The following is a 17,065-nucleotide window of genomic DNA, read 5'->3' as shown; positions in this document are numbered from 1 at the left end:
GCCGCACCCTACGTCGTCCGGGCGCACGGCACGAGCCGGTCGCCGCTCAGCCCTTCGAGCTGTAGTTCGGCGCCTCGACGATGCCGGTCACGTCGTGCGGGTGCGACTCGCGCAGGCCCGCCGTCGTGATGCGGATGAAGCGGCCGCGCTCCTTGAGCTCGGGGGTGGTGCGGGCGCCGACGTAGAACATCGACTGGTGCAGGCCCCCGACGAGCTGGTGGACGACGGCGCCGACCGGCCCGCGGTAGGCGACCTGGCCCTCGATGCCCTCCGGGACGATCTTGTCGTCGGAGGTGACGTCGGCCTGGAAGTAGCGGTCCTTGGAGTAGGACTTCTTGCCGCGCGAGGACATCGCGCCGAGCGAGCCCATCCCGCGGTAGGCCTTGAACTGCTTGCCGTTGATGAAGACGAGCTCGCCGGGGCTCTCCTCGCAACCGGCGAGCAGCGAGCCGACCATGACGGTGTCGGCGCCCGCGACGAGGGCCTTGGCGATGTCGCCGGAGTACTGGAGGCCGCCGTCGCCGATGAGCGGGACGCCCGCCGGGCGGCACGCGAGGGACGCCTCGTAGATCGCGGTGACCTGCGGGACCCCGACCCCGGCGACGACACGCGTCGTGCAGATGGAGCCCGGCCCGACACCGACCTTGACGGCGTCGACACCCGCGTCGACGAGGGCCTGCGCCCCGGCGCGCGTGGCGACGTTGCCGCCGATGACCTGGACGTGCCGCAGCGCCGGGTCCTTCTTGACCCGCTCGATCATCTCGAGGAGGAGCCGGGCGTGGCCGTGCGCGGTGTCGACGACGAGCACGTCGACCCCCGCCTCGACGAGCGTCGTCGCGCGCTCCCAGGCCTCGCCGAAGTAGCCGACCGCCGCACCGACGAGCAGGCGCCCGTCGGCGTCCTTGCTCGCGTTGGGGAACTGCTCGGACTTGACGAAGTCCTTGACGGTGATGAGCCCGCGCAGGCGCCCCTCGGTGTCGATGATCGGCAGGCGCTCGCGCTTGTGCTGGCGCAGCAGGCTCGTCGCCTCCTCGTGGCTGATGCCGACGTGGCCGGTGATGAGCGGCATCGGCGTCATCACGTCGCGCACGAGGGTGTCGGCCCACTCGGCGACGGGCGTGAAGCGCAGGTCGCGGTTGGTGACGATGCCGAGCAGGTGCTCGCCCGGGTCGACGACCGGCAGCCCGGAGACGCGGTAGCGGCCGCAGATCTCGTCGAGCTCCTCGAGGGTGGCGTCCGGCCCGATCGTCACGGGGTTGGAGATCATCCCGGTCTGGGTCCGCTTGACGAGGTCGACCTGGTAGGCCTGGTCCTCGATCGAGAGGTTGCGGTGGAGGATGCCGAGGCCGCCGTTGCGGGCCATGGCGATGGCCATCCGGGCCTCGGTGACGGTGTCCATCGCGGCGGACACGAGCGGCACGCGCAGCGAGATGCCGCGGGTCAGGCGCGAGGTGGTGTCGACCTCGCTCGGGATGACGTCGGTCTCGCCGGGCTGCAGCAGGACGTCGTCGTAGGTGAGGCCGAGGGCCGCGAACGGGCCGGCCGGTGCGGGCTCCGCCGAGGCCGCGGTGACGGCCGGGGCGTCGGGCGCCGCAGGGGTGGTGGTGTCGCGCGTCTCGTCGAGTCCGAGGCTCATCACCCGATTCTACGTCCCCCGCGCGCTGCCCCCGGACGGGCCGCTCGGCCCTCCCGGGCGGGCGCGCGCGGGCCGCTCCGGTTGCGGACCTGAGGCCCCCGCGCAACCCTTGACCAAAGCCTTACCCGACGCTTGCCCTGCCATCGACAAACCGCCCATACGGTGAAACCCGTGCCGCCCGAGGGGGTCGGCACACGATCATCGTGGAGGTGGAGCATGGCCGAGATCACCCGGCTCCCGGGCCCTGTCGCGGACCTGTGGGACTGGCAGCTCGAGGGCTCCTGTCGTCGGGTCGGTCCCGAGGTGTTCTTCCACCCGGAGGGCGAGCGCGGCAGCAAGCGCTCCCGCCGCGCCACCGCGGCCAAGGAGATCTGCCTCGCCTGCCCCGTCATCCAGCAGTGCCGCGAGCACGCCCTGGCCGTCCGCGAGCCCTACGGGGTCTGGGGCGGTCTCACCGAGGACGAGCGCGAGAGCGTCTACGCCCGCCAGCGTCACCTGGCGTCCTGACCGACGCCACCCGATAGCCGGCTCCCGCCCCACGCGGGAGTCCGGTCGGCCCTCCGGGGGTCGGCCGAGGAAGCGGTGGACCGTGGGGGCGAGAGCCCACGGTCCGCCGCTCCTCACCAGCGCGGAACCGTTCGTGGGGGCGAGAGCCCACGGCCGGCGACCGCGACCGTGGGACCGCGCCCGGACGGCACTCGTGCTCGCCGTCCGGGCGCGGCCACGCGTAGCCTGACCCGGTGCCCGACGACGCCCTCGAGGTCCCCATCCGTGACGAGTCCATCCGGCTCGGCCAGCTGCTCAAGCTGAGCGGCCTCGTCGACGACGGCGCGACCGCCCGGGAAGTCGTCGAGCGGGGGCTCGTCTTCGTCAACGGCGAGGTCGACACCCGCCGCGGCCGCCAGGTGCGGGTCGGTGACGTCGTCACCCTCGACGGCTGCGGGAGCCTGCGCGTCACCTCCGCCTGACCCCCTCACCCCACTGATTGCCCATCCGCCACCTCCGAGGGTCCCGGATCGGGGCCTGGAAGTGGCGGATGGGCAAGAAGTCGCGGCTCGGGCAGGGCTCCCGGTCAGGGGGTCGTGCAGAGCCAGTCGACGCCGGCCGCGACGTGGAGCGCCGTCGTGTCGACGAGCGGGACCCCGGCGTCGCCGTCGCGCAGGAGCAGTCCGATCTCGGTGCAGCCGAGGACGACCGCCTCCGCCCCGTCGGCAACCAGCTGCTCGACGACCCCGAGGTAGGCGGCGCGCGACTCCTCGCGGACGACGTCGCGGACGAGCTCGTCGTAGATGACCCGGTGCACGAGCTCGCGGTCGGCCTCCCCGGGCACGATCACGTCGAGGCCGCGGGCACGGAGCCGGTCGGCGTAGAAGGCCTGCTCCATCGTGAAGCGGGTCGCGAGCAGGCCGACCCGTCGGTGGCCGCCGGCCAGCAGCGCGTCGGCCGTCGGGTCGGCGATGTGCAGCAGCGGCACGCCCGCCGCGGCCTCGATGTCCTCGGCGACCCGGTGCATCGTGTTCGTCGCGAGGAGCAGCGCCTGCGCTCCCCCGGCCGCCAGCCCGCGGGCGGCATCGGCGAGGAGCGCGGCCGTGGCGGGCCAGTCGTCGGCGTGCTGCGCGGCGGCGACCGGTGCGAAGTCGACCGAGTGCAGCAGGAGGCGGGCCGAGTGCAGCCCGCCGAGCCGCGCCGCGACGCCGGCGTTGAGCCCCCGGTAGTAGGCCTCGGTCGAGGTCCAGCTCATCCCGCCGAGCACCCCGAGCAGCCGCATGCGCCCGACCCTACGCCGCGGCGGCGACGCCGACCGGCACGACGACGCCGCCCGGCCCCCTGACGGGGACCGGGCGGCGTGCGGTGTCGCGGGAGGTGGGGCTCAGTGGCCGTGCCCGTGGCCGTGGCCACCGGCGGCAGCCGGCTCCTCCTCCTTCTTCTCGACGACGAGGGTGTCGGTGGTGAGGACCATCGACGCGATCGAGGCCGCGTTGCGCAGCGCCGAGCGGGTCACCTTGACCGGGTCGATGACGCCGGCCTTGACGAGGTCCTCGTACTCGCCGGTGGCGGCGTTGAGGCCCTGGCCCGCGGGGAGCTCGGAGACCTTCGCCACCGCGACGTAGCCCTGCAGGCCCGCGTTCTCGGCGATCCAGCGCAGCGGCTCGGCCGCGGCCTTGCGGACGATGTTCGCGCCCACGGCCTCGTCGCCCTCGAGCCCGATGGTGTCGAGCACGGCGACGGCCTGGATGAGCGCGGAGCCACCGCCGGAGACGATGCCCTCCTCGATCGCGGCGCGCGTCGCGGAGATCGCGTCCTCGATGCGGTGCTTCTTCTCCTTGAGCTCGACCTCGGTGTGCGCGCCGACCTTGATGACGCAGACGCCGCCGGCGAGCTTCGCGAGGCGCTCCTGGAGCTTCTCGCGGTCCCAGTCGGAGTCGGTGCGCTCGATCTCCTGCTTGATCTGGGCGACGCGGCCCTCGACGTCGGAGGCCTCGCCCGCGCCGTCGATGATGACCGTCGAGTCCTTGGTGACGACGACGCGGCGCGCCTGGCCGAGGGTCTCGAGACCGACCTGGTCGAGCTTGAGGCCGACCTCCTCGGCGACGACCTGGCCGCCGGTGAGGACCGCCATGTCCTGGAGCATCGCCTTGCGGCGGTCGCCGAAGCCGGGGGCCTTGACGGCGACGACGTTGAAGGTGCCGCGCATCTTGTTGACGACGAGCGTCGAGAGGGCCTCGCCGTCGACGTCCTCGGCGATGATGACGAGCGGCTTGCCCGACTGGACGACCTTCTCGAGCACCGGCAGGACGTCGGCGATCGCCGAGATCTTGCCCTGGTTGATGAGCACGTAGGCGTCCTCGACGACGGCCTCCATGCGCTCCGGGTCGGAGACGAAGTACGGGGAGATGTAGCCCTTGTCGAACTGCATGCCCTCGGTGAACTCGAGCTCGGTGGAGGCGGTCGAGGACTCCTCGACGGTGATGACGCCGTCCTTGCCGACCTTGTCGAACGCGTCGGCGATGGTGGCGCCGATCTCGGTGTCCTGCGCGGAGAGCGAGGCGACCTGGGCGATCTCGTCCTTGGACTCGATCTCGCGGGCGTTCTCGAGCAGGCGCTCGGAGACGGCGTCGACGGCCTTGTCCATCCCGCGCTTGAGGCCCGAGGGGGCGGCGCCGGCCGCGACGTTGCGCAGGCCCTCCTTGACCATCGCCTGGGCGAGGACCGTCGCGGTCGTCGTCCCGTCACCGGCGATGTCGTTGGTCTTGGTGGCGACCTCCTTGGCGAGCTGCGCGCCGAGGTTCTCGTAGGCGTCCTCGAGCTCGACCTCGCGGGCGATCGTGACGCCGTCGTTCGTGATCGTGGGGGCGCCCCACTTCTTGTCGATGACGACGTTGCGGCCCTTCGGGCCGAGCGTCACCTTGACGGCGTTCGCGAGGGCGTCGACGCCCCGCTCGAGCGCCTTGCGGGCGGAGTCGTTGAACTCCAGTTCCTTGGCCATGGGTGTCCTTTGCTGGGGGTGACGGGCGGCGCGGTGCGCCCGGCCCGTCGCGTGGGTCAGGGGGATGCCGGACGCGTCCCGGCGGCACGGGGCCGCCGGGACGCGGTCACGGCGTCAGCGGACTGCTCAGCCGACGACGGCGAGCACGTCACGGGCGGAGAGGATGAGGTACTCCTCGCCGCCGTGCTTGATCTCGGTGCCGCCGTACTTGCTGAAGATGACCCGGTCGCCGACCTGGACGTCGAGCGGGACCCGGTTGCCCTTGTCGTCGATGCGACCGGGGCCGACCGCGAGGACCTCGCCCTCCTGGGGCTTCTCCTTCGCGGTGTCCGGGATGACGAGACCGGACGCGGTGGTCTGCTCGGCCTCGAGGCTCTTGATGACGATGCGGTCCTCGAGCGGCTTGATGGAAACCGACACGGTGTGCTCCTCCCCTTGCTGGGATGAGTCGAAGTGGACGGGGACGTGCGCGTCCGGGCCGTGCTCGCCGTCGCGGGGGTCGACCGCGGCCCGGGGTGCGCTGGCACTCGCACGGGGCGAGTGCCAATGAGGCAAATCTAGGCCGCGCTTAGCACTCGGTCAACTCGAGTGCCAGCCGGGCGCGGCGCGGGCGTCCGGAGGGTTCGCACCGGGCCCCGAGGAGGCGGATGGCAGGATGACCGGCCGTGGACGTCGGCATCGTGCGAGCCCTGGGGTCGCCGGACGGGAAGGAGCTCCTGCGCTCCCTCCCGCCGTACGACCCGGCCGCGGTGTTCGCGCTCCAGGACCGGCTGCGCCGCGAGGGCCACGCGCCCGACTTCGTGGCCGCCGTCCTCACCCAGCAGCGGCTGCGCGCGCGGGCCGTCGCGAAGTTCGGCGAGTTCGCCGGCGATCTCCTCTACACGCCCGACGGGCTCGAGCAGGCCTCGCGGCTCGAGGTCGCGGCCACCCACGCGGGCCGCTTCTACAACGCCTCGCTGGCGACGGTGCACGACCTCGGCTGCGGCATCGGCAGCGACGCCGTCGCGATGTCGGCGCTCGGCGTCACCGTGCAGGCCGTCGACATCGACCCCGTGACGGCGGCGATCGCCGACACCAACCTGCGGCCCTGGCCCGACTCGCGCGCCCACGAGGGCTACGCCGAGGAGTTCGAGCCCCCGCGCGACCCGCTGCGCTCGCGCGTCGGCGTGTGGCTCGACCCGGCGCGCCGCATCCCGGGCAAGACCGGTCGGCACGGGCGCATCAAGCGGGTGTTCCGGCTCGACGAGATCCGGCCGTCGTGGCAGTTCGTCCTCCAGGTGGCGACGGCGGTGCCGGCCACCGGGGCGAAGCTCTCGCCGTCGATGCCGCACGACGCCATCCCGCTCGGCACCGAGGCGCAGTGGACCTCGTACGGCGGCGAGGTGCTCGAGTGCGCCGTCTGGTGGGGGCCGCTCGCGCAGCGCCCCGGCCGCAGCGCGCGCATCCTCGCGGCGGGGCGCCCGCCGGTCGAGGTCGACGAGACGATGGCCGAGCCGGACCCGCCGACCGCCGAGGGCACCGGCTCGATCGGCGCCTGGCTCTACGAGCCGGACCGCGCAGTCACGCAGGCCGGCCTGCTCGGGGCCGTGACCGGGGCGACGCTCGGGGTCGAGGTCGACACCGGGCTCGGGTACGTCCTCTCGGATGCCGAGGTCGACCTGCCGTACGCGCGGCGGTACGCGGTGCTCGAGTCGATGCCGTTCACCGTCAAGACGCTGCGGGCGTGGCTGGCGCAACACGGCGTGACCGGGCTGACCGTCAAGAAGCGCGGGGTCCGGCTCGACGACGACGAGCTGCGGCGGCAGCTGAAGATCGGGCGCGGCGCCGGCGACGGGGCGCAGGCGACGGTCGTGCTCACGCGGGTCGCGGGCCAGCAGACGGCGATCGTCGTCGAGCCCGTGGTGCCGTCCGCGCCGCCCGCCGGCTGAGGCGGGTCAGGGGCCGACGAGGTCGCGCGCGCCGAGGACCTCCGGCGGGATGCCGAACGCCTCGACGAGCTCGAGTGCGACGGGCCGCAGGCGCCGCAGCAGCGCCGTCACCTCGCGCGTGATGGCCTTCGAGCGCGGCGCCGACAGCCGGCCGTGCTCGAGGAACCAGCCGCGGTCGGCCTCGATGGTCACGAGCGCGTGCAGGTCGCACAGCGCCCCGAGCACCTCGCGCGTCGGCCCCTCCGGCTGGGCCCGCACCTGCGCGACGAACGCCTCGACGACAAAACGCTCGACGTGCGAGCGGGCCGCGGCGATGACGTGGTCCTGCACGTCGTTGAACACCTCGCCCGGCGGCCGGCCGGCGTCGACCCCCGCCTTGAGCCGCCGCGCGACCCCGGAGACCTGGTGCTCCTCGCGGAAGCGCAGCATCGCCAGGTGGTAGTCGGGGTCGAGCAGCCCGGCGTCGGTGTCCGCGCCGTCGCGCCCCGTCGGCAGCACGTCGCGGATGCGCTCGAGCAGCTGGTGGGCCGCGGTGCGCTCGACGACGGTGTCGACGGCCAGCCCGGCGACGAAGCGGACCATCCCGCGCTGGTCGAGGTCCTCGAAGGACGAGGAGTAGTCGGTGAGCAGCCCCTTGGCGACGAGCTGGAGCAGGACGTGGTTGTCGCCCTCGAACGTCGTGAAGACGTCGGTGTCGGCCTTGAGCGCCGCGAACCGGTTGGCCGAGAGGTAGCCGGCGCCGCCGCAGGCCTCGCGGCACTCCTGGATGGCGTGCGTCGCGTGCCAGGTGGCGAGCGCCTTCTGGCCGGCGGCGCGCGACTCGAGGGCGCGCACGTCGCGCTCGGGCGCCTCGGGGGTCTCCGGCGAGAAGACCTCGTGCAGCTGCCGGGCGACCTCCTGCTGGGCGGCGCTCAGGGCGTAGGCGCGGGCGACGAGCGGCAGCAGCCGCCGCTGGTGCATCCCGTAGTCCAGGAGCAGGGTCTCGTCGTCGGTGCCGGGCGCCTCGAACTGGCGGCGGCGCAGGCCGTACCGGACGGCGATCTCGATCGCCACCTTGGACGCTGCGAGCGCTCCCCCGCCGACGCTGACCCGGCCCTGGACGAGCGTGCCGAGCATCGTGAAGAAGCGCCGGTTGGGGTTCTCGATGCTCGAGCGGTACGTGCCGTCGTCGTCGATCTGCGCGAAGCGGTCGAGGAGGTTGGCGCGCGGGACGCGCACGTCGTCGAACCAGAGGCGGCCGTTGTCGACGCCCTCGAGTCCGAGCTTGGTGCCGCAGTCCTCGACCCGCACGCCGGGCAGCACCTCGCCGTCACGGCGGATCGGGACGAGCACCGCGTGGACGCCGTGGTCCTCGCCGCCGACCTCGAGCTGGGCGAAGACGACCGCGAGCTCGCCGTCCTCCGCGGCGTTGCCGATGTAGTCCTTGCGCGAGGCGTCGTCGGGGGTGCGGACGACGATCTCGTCGGTGGCGGGGTCGTAGGTGGCGGTCGTGCCGAGCGCCTGGACGTTGCTGCCGTGCCCGGTCTCGGTCATCGCGAAGCAGCCGAGCAGCCGCCCGGAGAGGATGTCGGGCAGGTAGCGCTCGTGGTGGGCGCGCGTCCCGAGCTGGAGCACCGCGCCGCCGAAGAGCCCGAACTGGACGCCGGACTTCACGACGACGGACAGGTCGCCGTAGGCGAGGGTCTCGAACGAGGCGATGGACGCGCCGATGTCGCCGCCGCCTCCGACCGAGCGGGGGAAGCCGTGGGCGGCCTGGCCGCGCTCGCCGATCTCGACGACGAGGTCGCGCACCCGGCGGCGCAGCTCGGCCCGGGGCAGGTCGCGCTGCTCGTCGAGCAGGTCGGTGTGCTCGGCCAGCGCGGCGCGGACCTCGTCGCGGACGGCGGCGTGCGGGCCGTCGAGGACGGCGCGCAGGGCGGCGGGGTCGGCGTCCAGGGCGGGCTGGGCGCGACGGGTCGGGTCGGTGGTGCGGACGGCGTCGGTGGCGGCCATGTCGCCACCCTGACACGGCTCTACCGGCCTCCGGCGGCTCCGTGACGCGCGAAGTTACTCACAGGTAGGGGTCGGGCTGGGCGCCCTCGCGGGCGACGGCAGCGGCGCCGGAGGCCAGGGCCGCGTCGAGCGCCTCCTCCCGGGTGGCGCCGCGCGCGAGGGCCGCCGCGAGCGCGCCGACGAACGCGTCGCCGGCCCCGGTCGTGTCGACGACGCCGCCCTCGACCGGGTGGGCCGGCATCGTCACGCCGTCCCACGCGGCGCCGTTGGCCCCGAAGGTGACGAGCAGCGAGGCGGGCTCGGCGCCTGCCTCGGCGAGCGCCTGCATCTCGAGCTCGTTGGCGACGACGGGGTCGCCGAGGGCCACGACGTCGGCGGGCAGCCCCGACCACGGGGCGACGTTGAGCACGACCCGGGCGCCACGGCCGGCGGCGACCCGCGCGGCCTCGCAGACGACGGTCAGGGGGACCTCGAGCTGGAGGACGAGGACGTCGTCCGGGCCGAGGGTGCGGACGGCGCCGACCTCCGGCGCCCCGAGGTGGTGGTTGGCGCCGGGCACGACGACGATCGTGTTCTCGCCGTCGTCGGACACCTGGACGATGGCGTGGCCGGAGGTCTCGCCCTCGATCACGCGGACGGCCTCGACGTCGATGCCGAGGCGCGCGAGCCGCTCGCGGTAGGCGCGGCCGCCGTCGTCGTCGCCGACGCAGCCGGCCATCGCGACGTCGGCGCCGGCCGCCGCCGCGGCGACGGCCTGGTTGGCGCCCTTGCCGCCGGCGAGCCGGCGCAGGCCCTCGCCGAGCACGGTCTCCCCCGGGCGCGGGTGCGACTCGACCCGCGTCACGAGGTCGACGTTGAGCGAGCCGAGGACGAGCACGCGGCCGGTCATCGGGCCTCCCCTCCGACGGTGTCGAGCCAGAGCCGTGCGATGCGGGGGCCGTCGATCTCGAGGGCGACCTCGACCATCGCCGGCGAGACGCCGTGGGGGTCGTGCGCCATGTCGCCGCTCCAGTCGCGGGTGTCGACGATGGTGCGCCCGCGCGTCCACGTGCCCGAGAGCTCGACCCGGACGGGGCGCCGCTCGGTGCGCACCGCGTCGGGCGCGAGGAGCATCGCCACCGCGCCTGCGTCGCCGATGGTCGCGCCGTCGTTGGCGAAGCGCCGGTGGTGGAACGAGATGAGGTCGGCGGCGAGCCGGGCCACCGGGGTGTCGACGGCGCGGAGCGTCTCGACGTCGGCGTCGGTGACCTTGGGGGCGTAGAAGACGTCGAGGCCGTACATCGCGACCGGCACCTCGTGGGCGGCGCAGGCGTCGAGCACGACGGCGGCGGCCTCGGGGTCGTGGAAGACGTTGAACTCGGCGGCGGCCGTCGCGTTGCTGACGTTCGCTCCGCCGCCCATGAAGACGATGCGGCCGATGCGCGCGAAGGCCTCGGGGTGGACGCGCGCCAGGAGGGCGATGTTCGTCATCGGGGCGAGGGGGACGAGGGTGACCGGATCTCCCGACTCGGCTGCGCCGAGCACGGTGTCGCGCAGGAGGTCGATCGCGATGCGGGCGTCGGGCTGCAGGGTGGGGGCGGGCATCCCGAGGTCGGCCATCCCGTCGGAGCCGTGGACGTGCCGGGCGTCGACCGGCTGCTCGAGGAGGGGACGGAGAGCACCCACGCCGACGGGCACGTCGGTCCGGCCGGCGGTCTCGAGGACGACGAGCGTGTTGCGCACGACGTCGGCGAGCGGGGCGTTGCCGCCGACGCACGTGACGGCCCGCAGGTCGAGCCCCGGATGGAGCGCCGCGAGGAGGAGGGCACACGCGTCATCGACGCCCGTGTCGACGTCGAGCACCACCGGGATCCGCTGCACGGGACCGATCATCCACGATCGGGCGCCCCGCCCGTCAGAGCCCCACCGGCGTTATGGATGGCGGTAGGGGCTCCGCGCGTTTCAATGATGGCGCAGTGCCCGCGTCATTCCGCCCAGAAGGGGCTATGCGATCTCGGCTCCTTCTCGTGCCGCACGACGTCCCCTTTGCCGCAAACTCAGGTCCAACTAGCCGATGACACCTTCACGAAGAATCCGACAGGCCCTCAACAGCACGAGGGTGGTGCTGTTGCAGCCGGCGTCGTATGTCGTCAGCCGTCAGGTCGAATGCTCGACGGGCCAAGGTAAACGACATGCGCTCGGTGCTCATCAGAACGGAGGCTCCTCGCCGGTCCACTGGCCGCTGCCGGCGAAGTCGTCCCAAGGGTCGGAAGGGTCGGTTGTGTCGTCCGCCGCCGCACCGGAGCCACCGCCATCGGGGTCGGTGCCGGGGATCCAGCCATCGGCCAAGGTCATCGTCTTGTTGTTCGGTTCGTATGCAGTCGGCAACTTCTCGATGTCCACGACGACCGGCACCTGCGTGGACAGCCCGGAGAGGACGCACGAGCCTGTCGGAAGGATCGGCAGGGATTCAAACGAAACACGGTCCAGGTACGCGACAGCTCGCTCGATGGCCATGATGTCGAGGTTGTTGACCAAGCGGTGCAGGAAGTAGTTGTGTAATTGGGAAATGATCGTCTCGGAGATGTCGTGCGGTCGCTGACTCGCAATCGTCAGAAAGACACCGAACTTCCGACCCTCCTTGATAATCTCCTCGAACGTCTCTAACCGGTAGTCCTTCCACGCCTCGCTCTCGCGGGACGACGCGTTCGACAAGATGTTGTGCGCCTCGTCGACAACGATGTTGAGGTACCGCGACGGATCGCCGTCGCGCTTTTTCTCGTCGTAGAGCTGGCGGCAGATGAGGAGCGGGATGACCTTGCGCATCTCGACGTTGACGTCGCGCAGTGAGATCACAGTCAATGGCTTGTCCAGCAGAGTGCCGTCCGAGACCTCGATTAGGCGCTTCACGCGCGGCATGCGCGACTCCAGCCGCTTGATTAGCGGGCCGAGGTGTTCGCGGTTCGCGTAGCCGTGAAATATGTCGGAGTAGTACTGCAGCACGAGCTTGAACCGGATGCGGTCGACGCTCTGCAGGGCGCTGGGATCGATGCCAAGTCCGCCGATGCGCGTGTAGGTCAAATTCTGGAAGTAGGTGTCGGACGACGGGTCGTTGGCGTAGACGTTGATGCCGTTGGTTTGCCGGTAGTAGAAGCACTTGTTCTGACCGTGGTAGCCAAGGTTCGACTGGATGTCGCGGATGTAGTCGCCGAGGGCATCAGGTGCCTCCTCGCCCATGCACCCTTGGACTTCCTCAAGGAACTTGACGATCAAGCCCTTGTCGAGCGCTGGGTCGGAACTGCGGATGGCGGCATAGACAATGCGGGCGACAGCGGCTCCAAGGTCCTCGCCCGTCTCCAACCGAGACTCCCAGTAGTCGCTCTGGAGCGTGCGCTGCACAAACGGCGCTTGGGTTTTCTCAGTCGCGTCGAGCAACACCGTCCAAATAACCGGGTCTTCCATTGCCTCCTTGCTCAGAGGAAGGCGGTCACCCTCGTCGTTCCGAGTCGAGAGCACAAACTCGGTCTTCGCGTCGTTATCGGTGAGAACGGAACTGCTCTGCTCGCCGGCCACGGTTCCAACGCGATTGACGTACTCGCCATTGAAGTCAATGACGAGCACCCGCGCCCGCTTCTTGAACGCGTCCGAGTCGCCGTAGGCAGCGAACAGCTCGTGGTAGAGCTTGGTCAAGGTGTAGGACTTGCCGCTGCCGGTGTTGCCGAAGATGCCGATATGGCTGGCGAAGAGGCTGTTGACGCCAACACGAACGTCCTGTCCCTTCTCCATCGCCAGGCGGCCGATTGTGAGCGCGCGGTCCTTCGGGTCGACGAAGCTATGGATGCGATCGAACTCGTCCTCATCGAGCAAGAAGCATTCGTTGCCTACGAGCGGCAGCTCGCGTACACCGCGACGGAACTGGCCGCCCGACATGAAGCCGATCAGACTGACAGTCAGGATCCGTTCGACCCGGTCGCGGGAGCTGCGGTAGCTTTCGTGGCCGCGCACCTCAGCAATCTCTTCGCCATCGACCTTGCCGACCAGATCGGCGAAGCCCTTGCTGATCTTGAGGAAGCCGCCGACACCCACGTTGCGCAGCAGCCGACCTTGGTAGATCAGGTGCGCACCGTTCTTGGCCTTATCAACGCGAATGCGAACCGTCCGGCCCTGGACCCCGACAACCTCGCCGACGCGAAAGACAGCATCACGGTTGAGCAACTCGTGGTCAATCATCGAGGTCGACCAGCGGCTCTTGCACCGAGACCTTAACTTCGACCGACTGCTTGGGAGCCGACGACGAGGGCGCGACCTTCGCGAAGAACTCGGATGTGACGGTCGGTAGGTCGTAGCGCAGCGGCTCCTCATCCACCTCATCGGCGGGCGGTGCGATCAGCCAGATGTTGCTGTTGGTGATCGGGTAGCCGTCGAAGGCGTGCTCGATCTCCGTGGCGGCGTGCGGGCTATAGGCGAAGATGACGAGCTGGAGCGTTGGGTTGGTGCGAGCGGCGCGCACCATCAGCTCCCGGATGTGCTCGTCGCGGCAGGAGAAGCCAACGACGAAGAGGGCGGCGTTCTCCTTCTCTAGCTCGTTCGAGAAGAGCCGAAGCAGGTCGTAGTAGTTCTGGTTCAGCACAGTCTGCTGGAACTTCGCCTTCGTCGGATTGACGATGGCCAGCTGGCTGTAGGCGTCCAGGAAGGGCGACAACAGAGCCGCCGCCCCCGGTGGGACTGGGCTACCGAGCAAAGACTCCAAGGTCGTATCTGCGCCAACCTCGGCCAAGATCGCGTCGACCTTGTCAAGCTCCTCCGCGACTTCGGCTACCTGTCGCAGGCGGGTGTCGAGACCTATCTCGGGACGGCTCGCCTCCCCCGCGGCTGACCAGCCGACCGAACCATGGAGCTTGAGCAGGTTGAAGGTCGGTACCTCGGACAGGTTGTCGTACTGGAGGCTGCGCCGTGAGACTACCGAGCCGAAATTGGAAGTGCTAAAGCGCGGCTGCAGCCGTCCTGCGAAGCCATCGTTGAGGTGGACCTGGAGGCTCTCGGCGGCGATCTCCGTCGCCAAGTCGACGTTCGTTGTGTAGAGATTGACCTGTTTGTTGAGCAGCGAACTACGGCGCTCCAGGAGCAGCCGGTTGATTGTCTGAAGGAACGCTTCGTACCGCTCAAGGAGCTGGAGTGCCTCACCTCCGCTCCGGTCGAGCAGGTCGTTGTTCTTGAGCACCACGCTGCGGAAGAAGCCCGAGTAGATGGATGCTCGCGCGTAGGCCTTCGCGTCCTGGGTGGCGCCAGAGGCGTCAAGGGACGTCAGCAGGTTCTCGATGTCACCGAGCAATCGGAACATGGGAGCAGAAGCCCCTGCCCCAAAGAGGAACGATAGGTGGGCATCCTGCACCAGATCGCGCAGCCGCTCGGCCGTCAATTCCTTCGCGACAAGGGTCACGCGGGTGCTCCCCCTGCGACGCAGGCGTAGAGCTTCGCCTGCTCAAAGACCGGCTCGATCGCCCTCTTCTCCAGGTCAGGCGGGCAGTCGTAGTTGGCGAGCAGCCTGCGGACCTTAGTGCGCATCGCGTCGCGGACCGAATCCTTAACGTCCCAGTCGAGCGTGGCGCTCTGGCTGCTCGAGGGCACCAGCTCCGCAGCCATCCTCTGCAGGCTGTCATCGCCCATCTGGAGGATCGCGACGTCGTTCAGCACGATGGCGTCGTAGAACGCGGCCTCGGCCACCGACAACGCGAGCGCCTCGTGTCGCTGGTTCTGCTTGCCCATCTCCTTCACCGGCTGAACCAGCTCGGCGATGATTCCGGCAGTTGTCAGGCTGGGCTCCTTGTTGCCCTGGAACGCGTCGGCGGCTTCCCAAAGGCGCTGCACGAGGGTATTAGCCTGGGGCGCCTTCTTGGCTGCGCGTGCCATTACAGCCACACTCCCGCCGTCCCGCGCGCTCGTCTGCGTGGTCATGCCTGCGTCCCCTCGCGATGTGACAAAGAAAAGCCCGAGAAGGACGAAAGAACGCCTGCCTCCCCGTTAGGAGGACCTTATCGAGGGCGGCCCACAAATCGGGCGTGATCGCGCGATCAGGCTTCGGTGCCGCGCGTGGTGCGTCCTATCGCCGCGTGGGACTAATGACGCCGGACCGACCTGAGCTCAGTCCTCAAGCAGCACGGCTAGGTCGGCCGCCGAGGCTGGCCACGACCATGGCGTGCGCCACCACCCCCGATGCGGGAACCAAGCGAGCACCCCTTGGGACGACGACAAGCCAGCGACCCACACATGAGTGACGCCGTTTGGCAGCACCGGTTCGACTGCCGGCAGGGCTTGACCCCGGTTCTCAAGGGCCGACTGTGTCTCGAAGTCACTGGATGTGGTCACCCAGAGGAAGGCATGTCCCTCCGAGGATGGGTGTGCCTGAAGTTTCCGCGGCACATCCGGGTGTCTCTCAAGCATGTCGGCTACCCAAGGAGCCACCTCGGGCCGCATTCCCGCTGAGCCGCTCCAGCCTTCCATGGAGAGGTGGATTCGTCCTCCGGGGCGGTCATCATTGAGGATCGGGTCCGCGCTCACGACTCCGAGCTTCTCCAATTCGGAGGGAACGGCCGACCGGTGTGTTTGAAGTTCACCCCGCTCAAGTTGCAGCATGAAGCCTGGCAGCTCAGCAACCGCCCGCTTGACGCTGGCCGTTCTCCGTAGTGTCACAATCCATCGACGAGCTAAGCCATCAACGCGAACCTCGTGCTGGACGTTCTCCAATGCCTTCCACATGCTTGGTACCGCTGGATCGATGTCCGCAACGACCTCGAGTCCCGCACGGCCATCCGGGAGGACGATCTCGGCATCCACCTGCGAGTCACGGCTTCCGTCTTCGTAGCGCTCGACAACGCATGAGAGCGCATGGGCAACCACCCGACGCGCAAGTCTTTCGTTCCGTCGCTCCTCTGGCACAGGCAAGACGCTAACCCGCAGCCATCCAGGTGTCTCAATGAGTCGTCGGTCGAAGTCAGTGCCTTCCAGTATCCGATCGCACGGAAGTGACCCTTAGCGCCGCCATCAGGATGCGTCGTATCGCCACGGTTCGGTTGTCACCTATCGGTGCAGCAGCCCCTCGGGGCCGGCCGCGTCCAGGACCTACCGGGTGTCAGTGGCGCGACCTACGCTCACGTTTCGTGAACGACCTGACCTACAGAGCGGTCGCATGGACGCCGTACATTGCGTCGCCGGAAAACCTGCGCCGGACCGACGAGGCCGTCGCCTGGACCGAACACCAATGCCGAGAGACCGGCCTGCCCGGTTACCTGCGAGTGCCCTCCCACGCGACCTCCTATAAGCAGGGCGACGGCCAGCTCGCTACCTTCGCCAGAGCCCACGAGGTGATCACCAATCGTGGACGCTCAGGTGGCAACGGCGTCTACCTCGTGCCCATGGCCTACCCCCGCGAGCTGGCGTCGGCCATGCGTCGGGCGCACACGTTTAGTTTGTGCGCAACGGAGCATCCCGCGTATCCGCTTATTGGTTGGGCGATGATTCTTCGGGCAGTGGACCTGACGACTGGTGAACGAACCCCTTCGACTTTCAGCTCGGAGCAAGAAGAGACATTGAGGCACATGGCTGACTCCGGCTACAACAGCTACGGCAGCCCTCCGGGCGACCGGACGGCGCGGTGGGCGATGGCTCGTCTGGCGGAGTCAGGACTTAGCTACGCCACCTTCTTCGGGGCGTTGATGGCATTGGCGCCCGATCATGCAGATCCGAGGCAGCTGACCCGCCACCTGCCACCAACTTGGCAACATGAGCGAACCAAACCTTCGGCCGACGCGGGTACCACGACGGGGCTGGACTGGTAACCGGGTCCCCGATGCCCCGCTCGGAGTCGACTGCGTGGTGGCTCAAAGCTCATCTGCGCATCACAACGTGTCCGGCGCCGTCAGCGGATCGCTGAAGACACGCACGCGATGCGAGACGACTGAGTCGGCACGGCTTGATGCCTGCGTCTCTCCGCCGCGAGCCGACGCCCAGTGTGCGGCGGCTTACCGTCCGGACCGATGAACGGCT

The 17,065-nt window shown here is 69.9% G+C and carries 14 protein-coding genes; 4 read left to right on the top strand and 10 right to left on the bottom strand.

Annotated features, from left to right (window positions below):
* Nucleotides 1–46 precede the first annotated feature (46 nt).
* Nucleotides 47–1,636, bottom strand: a complete 1,590-nt coding sequence (gene guaB / locus KMZ30_RS06540; protein ID WP_226902063.1) for an IMP dehydrogenase — start codon at nt 1,634–1,636, stop codon at nt 47–49.
* 216 nt (nt 1,637–1,852) lie between these two features.
* On the opposite strand from guaB, the gene KMZ30_RS06535 reads away from it, so the two are divergent.
* A complete protein-coding gene (locus KMZ30_RS06535) occupies nt 1,853–2,143 on the top strand; it encodes a WhiB family transcriptional regulator (RefSeq protein ID WP_030528815.1) in 291 nt (96 codons plus the stop codon).
* 233 nt (nt 2,144–2,376) lie between these two features.
* The gene (locus KMZ30_RS06530; RefSeq protein ID WP_215512515.1) at nt 2,377–2,604 is read left to right on the top strand and encodes an RNA-binding S4 domain-containing protein; all 228 of its coding nucleotides are present in this window, start codon (nt 2,377–2,379) and stop codon (nt 2,602–2,604) included.
* A 104-nt stretch (nt 2,605–2,708) separates the two neighbouring features.
* Here the strand turns inward: KMZ30_RS06530 and KMZ30_RS06525 are convergent, their stop codons facing one another.
* The 3 genes from KMZ30_RS06525 to groES form a co-directional block, all read right to left on the bottom strand.
* Nucleotides 2,709–3,404, bottom strand: a complete 696-nt coding sequence (locus KMZ30_RS06525; RefSeq protein ID WP_215512514.1) for an aspartate/glutamate racemase family protein — start codon at nt 3,402–3,404, stop codon at nt 2,709–2,711.
* Nucleotides 3,405–3,506: 102 nt separating this feature from the next.
* Complete coding sequence (gene groL / locus KMZ30_RS06520; protein ID WP_030528818.1) at nt 3,507–5,123, bottom strand: chaperonin GroEL; 1,617 nt, start codon at nt 5,121–5,123, stop codon at nt 3,507–3,509.
* A gap of 126 nt (nt 5,124–5,249) precedes the next feature.
* Nucleotides 5,250–5,543, bottom strand: a complete 294-nt coding sequence (groES, locus tag KMZ30_RS06515) for a co-chaperone GroES (protein ID WP_030528819.1) — start codon at nt 5,541–5,543, stop codon at nt 5,250–5,252.
* Nucleotides 5,544–5,788: 245 nt separating this feature from the next.
* Between groES and KMZ30_RS06510 the strand changes: the two genes are divergently transcribed.
* On the top strand, nt 5,789–7,051 hold the full coding sequence (locus KMZ30_RS06510) for a class I SAM-dependent methyltransferase (protein WP_215512513.1): 1,263 nt from the start codon (nt 5,789–5,791) through the stop codon (nt 7,049–7,051).
* Between the two features lie 6 nt (nt 7,052–7,057).
* On the opposite strand, the gene KMZ30_RS06505 is transcribed toward KMZ30_RS06510, so the two are convergent.
* The 6 genes from KMZ30_RS06505 to KMZ30_RS06480 form a co-directional block, all read right to left on the bottom strand.
* Nucleotides 7,058–9,043 (bottom strand): acyl-CoA dehydrogenase family protein, encoded by a 1,986-nt coding sequence (locus KMZ30_RS06505; RefSeq protein ID WP_215512512.1) that lies wholly within the window; start codon nt 9,041–9,043, stop codon nt 7,058–7,060.
* Between the two features lie 58 nt (nt 9,044–9,101).
* Entirely contained in the window at nt 9,102–9,932 is an 831-nt protein-coding gene (locus KMZ30_RS06500) for a PfkB family carbohydrate kinase (RefSeq protein ID WP_215512511.1), read from the bottom strand.
* Nucleotides 9,929–10,903, bottom strand: a complete 975-nt coding sequence (locus tag KMZ30_RS06495; protein WP_308279676.1) for a nucleoside hydrolase — start codon at nt 10,901–10,903, stop codon at nt 9,929–9,931. The genes KMZ30_RS06500 and KMZ30_RS06495 overlap by 4 nt, the downstream gene beginning before the upstream one ends.
* A gap of 327 nt (nt 10,904–11,230) precedes the next feature.
* Complete coding sequence (locus KMZ30_RS06490; protein WP_215512509.1) at nt 11,231–13,252, bottom strand: ATP-binding protein; 2,022 nt, start codon at nt 13,250–13,252, stop codon at nt 11,231–11,233.
* A complete protein-coding gene (locus KMZ30_RS06485; RefSeq protein WP_215512508.1) occupies nt 13,245–14,462 on the bottom strand; it encodes an SIR2 family protein in 1,218 nt (405 codons plus the stop codon). The genes KMZ30_RS06490 and KMZ30_RS06485 overlap by 8 nt, the downstream gene beginning before the upstream one ends.
* Complete coding sequence (locus KMZ30_RS06480) at nt 14,459–14,977, bottom strand: type I restriction enzyme endonuclease domain-containing protein (RefSeq protein ID WP_215512507.1); 519 nt, start codon at nt 14,975–14,977, stop codon at nt 14,459–14,461. Before KMZ30_RS06480 ends, KMZ30_RS06485 begins: the two co-directional genes overlap by 4 nt.
* 1,202 nt (nt 14,978–16,179) lie before the next feature.
* Between KMZ30_RS06480 and KMZ30_RS06475 the strand changes: the two genes are divergently transcribed.
* Nucleotides 16,180–16,857, top strand: a complete 678-nt coding sequence (locus tag KMZ30_RS06475; protein WP_215512506.1) for a hypothetical protein — start codon at nt 16,180–16,182, stop codon at nt 16,855–16,857.
* Nucleotides 16,858–17,065 lie beyond the last annotated feature (208 nt).

Source organism: Phycicoccus mangrovi, assembly GCF_018729305.1.
In the GTDB taxonomy this organism is placed as follows: Bacteria; Actinomycetota; Actinomycetes; order Actinomycetales; family Dermatophilaceae; genus Phycicoccus; species Phycicoccus jejuensis.
Note: the sequence above shows the minus strand (reverse complement) of the source record. Positions and strands in the feature narration are given on the sequence as shown.

Bases quoted from the DNA above. Each gene is read 5' to 3' on its own strand.
- KMZ30_RS06505 (WP_215512512.1), bottom strand. From the start codon at position 9,043: ATGGCCGCCACCGACGCCGTCCGCACCACCGACCCGACCCGTCGCGCC.
- groL (WP_030528818.1), bottom strand. From the start codon at position 5,123: ATGGCCAAGGAACTGGAGTTCAACGACTCCGCCCGCAAGGCGCTCGAG.
- KMZ30_RS06490 (WP_215512509.1), bottom strand. From the start codon at position 13,252: ATGATTGACCACGAGTTGCTCAACCGTGATGCTGTCTTTCGCGTCGGC.
- KMZ30_RS06500 (WP_215512511.1), bottom strand. From the start codon at position 9,932: ATGACCGGCCGCGTGCTCGTCCTCGGCTCGCTCAACGTCGACCTCGTG.
- KMZ30_RS06525 (WP_215512514.1), bottom strand. From the start codon at position 3,404: ATGCGGCTGCTCGGGGTGCTCGGCGGGATGAGCTGGACCTCGACCGAG.
- KMZ30_RS06535 (WP_030528815.1), top strand. From the start codon at position 1,853: ATGGCCGAGATCACCCGGCTCCCGGGCCCTGTCGCGGACCTGTGGGAC.
- guaB (WP_226902063.1), bottom strand. From the start codon at position 1,636: ATGAGCCTCGGACTCGACGAGACGCGCGACACCACCACCCCTGCGGCG.
- KMZ30_RS06480 (WP_215512507.1), bottom strand. From the start codon at position 14,977: ATGACCACGCAGACGAGCGCGCGGGACGGCGGGAGTGTGGCTGTAATG.